Genomic DNA, 7,013 nt, shown 5'->3' with positions numbered 1-7,013 from the left:
CGCCGTATCGGCGGCCGGCCACGAACCGGCCGCGGTCACCGTCACCGTGGGGACCGCCCCGGTCGACACCGAGATCATCCTCGCGTCGATGGGAACTCTCGCGGGCGTCGTGACCACCTCGGCCACCGGCGAGCCGGTCGCCCGCGCGACCATCGCCATCGCCGACCGCACCGGGCAGGTCGTGGCGACCACGGTCACCGACGCTGCCGGCCACTGGCAGATCGGCGGACTCGGCGACGACACACTCACCGTCATCGTCACCGCCGCAGGCTGCGATCCGGTCGCCGAGACCGTGCACCTCGCCGACGGCGAGATCACCACCGTGCTGCGCACCGCAGCCGAACTCACCGGCGTGATCACCGACGGCACCACCGGTGCCGGGACCCCCGTGGGTCACAGCCAGGTGGCACTGCTCAACGACGCCGGGGAGATGGCCGCGAGCACCCTCACCGACGAGGTCGGCCGCTACCTGTTCGCCAACCTCACCCCGGGTGACTACACCGTTGTCGCCAACGGCTACGCACCCGTGGCGGCCACCATCGACGTCGCGGCGGGTCGCGTCGCCAACCACGAATTCGTCTTGGGCGCAAGGGGGCAGGCATGAGCAGCACCATCACCGCGCGCGTCGTCAGCACCGCCGGACGGCCGGTCCGCGACGCCATCATGACGATCATGTCCGACGCCGGCGCGCAGCAGGCCGTCGCCCGCTCCGATGACAACGGCACCGCGGTCGCCGACGACCTCGGCACCGGGACCTACACCGTGGTCATCGCCGCCGAGGGCTACCAGCCGACCGCGAGGGTGGCCGTGGTGGCCGGCGCCGGGACGGTCAGTCTCGGTGAGATCACCGCGGTACGCGCGGGCGACGCACCGACCCCGAGCACCGGACACTGGGAGATCGATCCGGGACACTCGTTGCTCGAGATCAGCGTGCGTCACTTCGGGATCTCCACCATCCGTGGACGTTTCACCGATTTCACCGGGCACATCGAGGTCCCCGAATCGGTCGAACAGTCCTCGGTGTTCGCCGAGATCAAGACCGCAAGCATCGACACCGACAACCGGACGCGTGACGAGCACCTGCGTTCGGATGCGTTCTTCGACGTCGAGAGCTTCCCGGTCGCGACCTTCGCCGCCTCCGGCGTCCGGCCGCGTGGTGACGACACCTGGACCCTGGCCGGCACGCTGACGCTGCGCGGACATGCGGTACCGGTCGAGCTGGAACTGAGCTATCAGGGCGAGGTCGACGACCCCTGGGGTGGCCGTCGTGCCGCCTTCGGCGCGACGGGGACGTTGCACCGCAACGACTTCGGCATCAGCTTCGACGACACACTCATCAGCGGTGTGGCCCAGATCGGCGGCACCGCACGGATTTCCCTCGAGGTGGAGGCGGTCCGGACCGACGGATGACTCCGTCACCCCAGTTGTTCGCGGACACGGTCAGCGCCGACCGCACAGAATTGACATATTGATCTGAAAGGCAGGACATGTCGAATACCGCAGTCGCCGAGACCGGCGCCGCTGCCGGACCGCCACGCCGGTCCCGGCAGCGCTCGCTGGAGGAGCTCGGTCCTCACTACAAGTGGATTGCGTTGTCCAACACCACGTTGGGCATGCTCATCGCCACCATCAACTCCTCGATCGTGCTCATCGCACTGCCCGACATCTTCAAGGGCATCAACGTCAACCCCCTCGACAGCAGCAACACCAGCTACCTGCTGTGGATGATGATGGGCTTCCTCGTCGTCACCGCCGTCCTCGTGGTCAGCTTCGGCCGCCTCGGCGACATGTTCGGCCGAGCCCGCATGTACAACATGGGCTTCGCCATCTTCACCATCTCCTCGATCTTCCTCGCCATCACCTGGTTCGACGGCAGCGAAGCAGCGATCTGGCTGATCTTCTGGCGCATCGTCCAAGGCGTCGGCGGCGCCTTCCTCATGGCCAACTCCTCAGCCATCCTCACCGACGCCTTCCCCGCCAACCAACGCGGACTGGCCATGGGCATCAACGGAGTCGCCGCCATCGCCGGCTCGTTCCTCGGCCTGCTCATCGGCGGCATCCTCGCCCCCATCCAGTGGCACTACATCTTCCTCGTCTCCGTGCCCTTCGGTGTCATCGGCACCATCTGGGCGTATCTGAAGCTGCACGATCTCGGTGAACGCAAGCACGCCAAAATGGACTGGTGGGGCAACATCACCTTCGCCATCGGCCTGATCGCGATCCTGATCGCCATCACCTACGGCATCCAGCCCTACGGAACCCACGCCATGGGCTGGACCAACCCCTGGGTGTTGACCGGGCTGATCGGCGGCGTCATCGTGTTGATCGCCTTCGTGTTCATCGAAACCAAGGTCGACAGCCCACTGTTCGAACTGAGCCTGTTCAAGAACCGGTCGTTCACCTTCGGTAACCTCGCCAACCTCGCCGGCTCCATCGGCCGAGGCGGCCTACAGTTCATCCTCATCATCTGGCTGCAGGGCATCTGGTTGCCGCAGCACGGCTACGACTACTCCCGCACCCCGCTGTGGGCCGGTATCTACATGATCCCGATGACCATCGGCTTCCTGATCAGCGCACCGGTTTCCGGGGCACTCTCGGACAAACTCGGCACCAAATGGTTCACCACCATGGGCATGTTGATCACCGCAGGCACCTTCGGCGCGCTGATCGCGATGCCGGTGAACTTCACCTACTGGGTGTTCGCCCTCGTCCTACTCATCAACGGCATCGGCATGGGTTTGTTCGCCTCCCCCAACCGCGCCGAAGTCATGAACTCCCTACCCATCACCTCCCGTGGCTCCGGGGCGGGCATGATGACCACCTTCCAGAACGCGGCCATGGTCCTGTCGATCGGCCTGTTCTTCTCCCTCATGATCGCCGGACTCTCCACCCACCTGCCCGACGCCATGTACTCCGGACTGACCGCCAACGGTATGCCCGCACCCGCCGCCGACGGCATCGCCCACATCCCCACCGTCGGCATCCTGTTCGCCGCATTCCTCGGCTACAACCCCATCCGAGAAGTCGCCGGCCAAGCACTGCAAGGACTCCCCCAAACCAGCGTCGATCACCTCACCGGCCTCAACTTCTTCCCGCACCTGATCAGCGATCCGTTCTCCGACGGCCTCACCGCAGCATTCACCTTCGCACTCATCTGCTGCGTCCTCGGTGCCATCGCCTCACTGTTCACCGGCTCGAAGAAGAAGCCGGCGACCCCGGAGACTCTGGGCGCGGAGTTGGCCGCAGTGGCCGGTGACGTCGGCTTCGGCACACCGTCCGAACTGGTCACCGAGGAGGAGTCGACGCGCACGACCACTGCTCCGCGGCATCTGCTGACCTCGGCCGGCGAGGCCGGGACGCAGCCGGTGCGACCGCGAATCGCGGGTCTGATCACCTCGGGTGACGGATCGCCGGTCACCGATGCGGCGATCACCGTCACCGATCTGCGTGGCCATCAGGTCGGCGCCACCGCGGTTCACCCGGACGGGTCGTACGCGGTCACCGATCTGGCCGACGGCACCTACACGGTGATCGCAACGGCTCCCGGGCTCTCGCCACGGGCGCTGGCGGTCTCGGTGGTCGGGGATCTCATCTTCCGCCGTGACTTCGCCCTCGGTGGCGGTGCGTCACTGCGGGGTTGGGTCCGCGACGCGCATCGTCCGCTGCCCGCGAATCTGGTTGTCACCGATCAGTCGGGTGCGGTCATCGCCAACGCACAGGCCGACTCGGATGGCCGGTTCACCGTCACCGGTCTGTCGGCCGGGGACACCGTCGCGGTGACGGCCTCGGCGCCCGGCTATGCGCCGTCGAGCCAGCTGATCACCGTCGAAACCGGTTCTGCCGCAGAGGCGCAGATCGTGTTGTCGGCCACCGGCGGCGTCCAGGGCACGGTCCGGACCGTCGACGGCACCCCGCTGATCGGGGCAACCGTGTCGGCGATCGGGCCGGATCAGACGATCGTCGCGTCGGTGACCACCGACTCCGACGGCCGTTACCGGATCGAGGGACTCACCGACGCCCAGTTCACGTTGGTCGCCAACATGTATGAGCCGACCGCGGTGCAGGCGCGCGTCGTGACCGGCGAGCGCACCACCGTCGACATCGGCCTCGGCGTCGATCGCCCGACGGTGCGGTGAGCACCCCCGTGACGTAACCGACGTCCTTCACCAGCGACTGCGCGGTGTGCCCGCAGGGGCACACCGCGTAGTTGCTTTGTGGATCGTCTGCGGGGCAGGCTGTCTCAGCTCGCGCTCCACCCGCCGTCCATCGGGTAGGACGCACCGGTGACCATCGCCGCGTTGTCCGAGGCCAGCCAGACCACCAGGGACGCCACCATGTCCGGGGTGGTCATGGTCTTGATGGCGCTCTCGGCGAGCAGCACGTTCTCGACCACCTCGGTCTCCGACATGTGGTGCACGCGTGCCTGATCGGCGATCTGTCGGTCGACGAGATCGGTGTGCACGTAGCCGGGATTGACGCAGTTGCTGGTGACGCCGTGTACGGCGCCCTCGAGTGCGGCGACCTTCGACAGTCCTTCGAGCGCATGCTTGGCCGAGACGTAGGCCGACTTGTATGCCGACGCCCGCAGCCCGTGGACCGACGAGATGTTGACGATCCGCCCGAAACCGTTGCGGTACATGGCCGGTAACGCCGCACGCATCAGTAGGAACGGCGCCTCCACCATCAGCCGGTGCATCCGGCGGAAGGTGTCCGGCGCCATCTCCTCGATTGGCGCGACCGATTGGATACCGGCGTTGTTGACGAGGATGTCGACGTCGAGGGTGAGATCGTCGAGTTCGGTGGTGTCGGTCAGATCGACCGTCCAGACCTCGCCGTCGAGGTCGGCGGCGACCTGCTTGGCGGCGATCCCGTCCACGTCGGCGATCGTCACCTGTGCCCCCGCGGCGGCGAGACCACGGGCGCAGGCGGCTCCGATTCCGTTGGCGGCACCGGTGATCAGCGCGCGACGGCCACTCAGATCGACTCCGGCGGCGCTCATGCGGTGACCTCCGTCCGCGCCCGCGGCGCATCGAGATTGTCCCGGGCGTCGGCGGCGTCGATGGATTCCAGTGATGCACCGCGGGTTTCGCGGGCGAAGGCGACGGCGATCAAGGTGACCACCGAGGCGCCGGCCAGGTAGATCGCGATGGGTACCGAGGAATGGAAGCTGCTCAGCAGTTCGGCGGCGATGATCGGCGCCAACGATCCGGCGACGATCGAGGTGACCTGATAGCCGAGGGACACACCGGAATACCGCATCCGGGTGGGGAACATCTCGGCCATGATCGCCGGCTGACCGGCGTACATGAAGGCATGGAAGACCAGGCCGATGATGATCGCCGACATGATCACCAGGTGATGACCGGTGTCCATCATCGGAAAGGCGAAGAATCCCCAGAAGGCGGTGGCGAACGCGCCGAGGGCGTAGACGGGTCGGCGGCCGACGCGGTCGGAGAGCCGCCCCACCAATGGGATCACCGCGAAGTGCACGGCGTTGGCGACGAGCATCCACCACAGGATGAGTTCGGTGTCGGCGTGCACGACGACCTTCAGATAGGTGATGGAGAACGTCACGACGAGGTAGTACATGATGTTCTCGGCGAAGCGCAGGCCCATCGCGGTCAGCACACCACGCGGGTAGAGCCGGATGACCTCGAGCACGCTGAACGAGGTGGCCTTGGCGTCCTCGATCTCCTCTTGTGCGCGAACGAAAATGGGGGCATCGGTGACCTTGGTGCGCACGTAGTAGCCGACGAACACGATGACCGCCGACAGCCAGAACGCCACCCGCCACCCCCAGCCCAGGAAGGCCGCGTCGCTCAACGTCGAGGTCATGATGAGCAGCACCATCGTGGCCAACAGGTTCCCGACGGGGACACCGGCCTGCGGCCACGACGCCCAGAAGCCGCGGCTGCGGTCGGGGCTGTGCTCGGCCACCAGCAGCACCGCGCCACCCCACTCACCGCCGACGGCGAATCCCTGGACGAACCGCAGCACCACCAGCAGCACCGGCGCGAGGTAGCCGATGGCGCCGAAGGTCGGCAGACAGCCCATCAGGAATGTCGAGACGCCGACGAGCACCAGGCTCAGTTGGAGTAATTTCTTGCGGCCGAACTTGTCGCCGTAGTGACCGAAGACCACCCCGCCGAGCGGGCGGGCGGCGAAGCCGACGGCGTAGGTCACGAACGCGGCGATGATGGCGTCGAGTTCGTTGCCGCCCGCGGGGAAGAACACCTTGCTGAAGACCAGGGTCGCGGCGGTGCCATAGAGAAAGAACTCGTACCACTCGACGACGGTGCCGGCCATCGACGCCGCGACGACTCGCCGCAGCCCCGAGGGTCGATAGGTCTGCGCAGCGTCGGGGTTCGGCCCGTCTGCGATCTCACGGTTGGCCATGATCACTCCTCTTCCGGGCATCGGGTGTGATGCCACTCACATCTCGTCCGAGTATCAATGCCCGTCAATGCGCTTTCAATGACCTCTTCGTCGCATCGGATCTGCAAATATGCAGATATGCCGTCCACCAGCCCCAGCTCCGACGACCTGCTGGTGCTGCTGGCCGTCGGACGGACCGGCCGCTTCACCACCGCCGCCGACTCGTTGGGCCTCAACCACACCACGGTCGCGCGGCGAATCGAGAGCCTGGAGAAGGCCTTGGGCGGCCGCGCGTTGGCGCGCGGGTCGGGCGGTTGGGAGCTCACCGATCTCGGCAGGCGGGCATTCGCCGCTGCCGAACAGATCGAGGCTGCCGTTCGCGACCTCGGTGCCGATGCGCGAGACGGTGTGTCGATCAACGACGTGGTCCGGATCTCGGCCACCGACGGCTTCTCCGCCCTGCTCGCCGCGCCCGCCGCGGTCGCGGTGCGCACCCGGCATCCAGGTATCGGGGTCGAGATCGTCACCGCCACCCGCTTGGCCTCGCACACCCGCACCGGTCTCGACATCGAGATCGTGGTCGGCGAGCCGCACGTCCATCGGGCCGAGGCGATGCGGTTGGCCGACTACCGGCTCCC

The 7,013-nt window shown here is 66.8% G+C and carries 6 protein-coding genes; 4 read left to right on the top strand and 2 right to left on the bottom strand.

What is annotated here, in order from left to right:
- The 3 genes from B1964_RS27215 to B1964_RS27205 all read left to right on the top strand — a co-directional run.
- Positions 1-604, top strand: a 604-nt coding sequence (locus tag B1964_RS27215) for a carboxypeptidase-like regulatory domain-containing protein (protein ID WP_079932035.1), incomplete at its 5' end; no start/stop codon positions are given.
- Positions 601-1,410, top strand: coding sequence for a YceI family protein (locus B1964_RS27210; RefSeq protein ID WP_079932034.1), 810 nt, complete (start codon positions 601-603; stop codon positions 1,408-1,410). The genes B1964_RS27215 and B1964_RS27210, both read left to right, overlap by 4 nt.
- A 203-nt stretch (positions 1,411-1,613) precedes the next feature.
- Positions 1,614-4,136 carry an MFS transporter gene (locus tag B1964_RS27205; RefSeq protein WP_253194228.1) on the top strand — a complete coding sequence of 841 codons (2,523 nt, stop codon included), beginning with the start codon at positions 1,614-1,616 and terminating at the stop codon, positions 4,134-4,136.
- 104 nt (positions 4,137-4,240) lie between these two features.
- On the opposite strand, the gene B1964_RS27200 is transcribed toward B1964_RS27205, so the two are convergent.
- Both B1964_RS27200 and B1964_RS27195 read right to left on the bottom strand, forming a co-directional pair.
- Positions 4,241-4,999 (bottom strand): 3-hydroxybutyrate dehydrogenase, encoded by a 759-nt coding sequence (locus B1964_RS27200; RefSeq protein ID WP_079932033.1) that lies wholly within the window; start codon positions 4,997-4,999, stop codon positions 4,241-4,243.
- Positions 4,996-6,396: an MFS transporter gene (locus tag B1964_RS27195; RefSeq protein ID WP_079932036.1), complete on the bottom strand. Its 1,401-nt coding sequence runs from the start codon at positions 6,394-6,396 to the stop codon at positions 4,996-4,998. The genes B1964_RS27200 and B1964_RS27195 overlap by 4 nt, the downstream gene beginning before the upstream one ends.
- A gap of 117 nt (positions 6,397-6,513) precedes the next feature.
- Between B1964_RS27195 and B1964_RS27185 the strand changes: the two genes are divergently transcribed.
- A partial coding sequence (locus tag B1964_RS27185) for a LysR family transcriptional regulator (protein WP_139765893.1) occupies positions 6,514-7,013 on the top strand: 500 nt, incomplete at its 3' end.

The organism is Gordonia sp. i37 (assembly GCF_002043085.1).
In the GTDB taxonomy this organism is placed as follows: Bacteria; Actinomycetota; Actinomycetes; order Mycobacteriales; family Mycobacteriaceae; genus Gordonia; species Gordonia polyisoprenivorans.
The sequence above is the reverse complement of the archived record's forward strand: the minus strand, read 5'-3'. Positions and strand labels throughout refer to the sequence as shown.

Coding starts and splice junctions, on each gene's coding strand:
- B1964_RS27205 (WP_253194228.1), top strand. CDS start 1,614: ATGCTCATCGCCACCATCAACTCCTCGATCGTGCTCATCGCACTGCCC.
- B1964_RS27210 (WP_079932034.1), top strand. CDS start 601: ATGAGCAGCACCATCACCGCGCGCGTCGTCAGCACCGCCGGACGGCCG.
- B1964_RS27200 (WP_079932033.1), bottom strand. CDS start 4,999: ATGAGCGCCGCCGGAGTCGATCTGAGTGGCCGTCGCGCGCTGATCACC.
- B1964_RS27195 (WP_079932036.1), bottom strand. CDS start 6,396: ATGGCCAACCGTGAGATCGCAGACGGGCCGAACCCCGACGCTGCGCAG.